This is a genomic window from Alteromonas sp. 5E99-2, assembly GCF_017368475.1.
Lineage (GTDB): Bacteria > Pseudomonadota > Gammaproteobacteria > Enterobacterales > Alteromonadaceae > Alteromonas_F.
Window position 1 is genome coordinate 1 of sequence record NZ_JAFNJE010000052.1, and the last position, 1,048, is coordinate 1,048.

Consider the following 1,048-nt stretch of genomic DNA (forward strand, 5'->3'; position numbering starts at 1 on the left):
TCCGCGTCGCAATGGCAGAGCGTGAACGGTTTGCAGCTGTTTTAGCAGCGCCTGAGAATGGGATCGCGGCGGAGTAACTACTCCGCCGAAAGAGCCTCAAACCAATCGAGTGTGTGCGTTGACCAGCCACGTGGGATGCCGTGACCGCCGGGATGCAAGATGAATTCGAGCGCTGTGCCAGCGTCACATTCTTCCCATGTTCGGACCCAGAAATCCCCAGATGTGTCGAAGGTATCCCCGCGCAAACCATCACAACCGTTTTCGCCACGCCAAACGCCCATCGCATACCAAACATCACCCTGAAGAATGGTTCCATTTCCTAAGGGACGCCCCTCAAGCGGGACTGTTTTGTCTTTCCAGCCATGGGTGTGCAGAAGCCGGACAGGGCCGTTGCATTCGGTTGGGTGTGGCCGCCAGAAGCTACCGCCGACGGGTGCATAGGCCGCAAAGGCCGTTGGGTCTTGGCAAGCGATGTAGCTGGCCATTGATCCGCCAATCGAGAACCCACCAAGGATGATTTGATCGCGGTCGATCCCAAAACGCGCTGCTGCATCGTCGGCGATTTGCTGGAAGAACGCCATTTCGTCGCGTTGTTGCGGTCTTGCTGGATGGAACGACCAACCGGGACCAAAACGCGTGTTTTCACGCTGCAAGCCGTTTGGACCGATAACAGCGTAACCACGCGCGTTTGCGGTGTCTGCCATGCTGCCGGGGCGCGTTGACCCGTTGCCGGTGCCGCCTGCGCCGTGCAGGAACATGATGGCAGGGATGTCAGACGACGCATTGTCTGGCAAAGCGATGTGGTAGCTGCCGAGTTCTACTTCACACGGCTCTGGATCGTTGCCGCATCCGGCTTGTGCTGTTGATCCGATGATGGCGAAGGCGGCCGTAAACTTAGCTATCTTTTTCAACAGGCAGCCCTCGTTCCAGCCAACCTGGCCCAGCCGCAGATCCAAGCATCCCTTCGGGGACGTCGATGATGTTTGTGAAGCCGGCCTCAATTAGCTGATTTGAGGTTCGCGCAGAGCGGACGCCGCGCGCGCAGATC

The 1,048-nt window shown here is 58.5% G+C and carries 1 protein-coding gene; it reads right to left on the reverse strand.

Annotated features, from left to right (window positions below; genetic code table 11):
• Nucleotides 1-77 precede the first annotated feature (77 nt).
• Nucleotides 78-911, reverse strand: coding sequence for an alpha/beta fold hydrolase (locus tag J3L16_RS15820; protein ID WP_207614031.1), 834 nt, complete (start codon nucleotides 909-911; stop codon nucleotides 78-80).
• Nucleotides 912-1,048 lie beyond the last annotated feature (137 nt).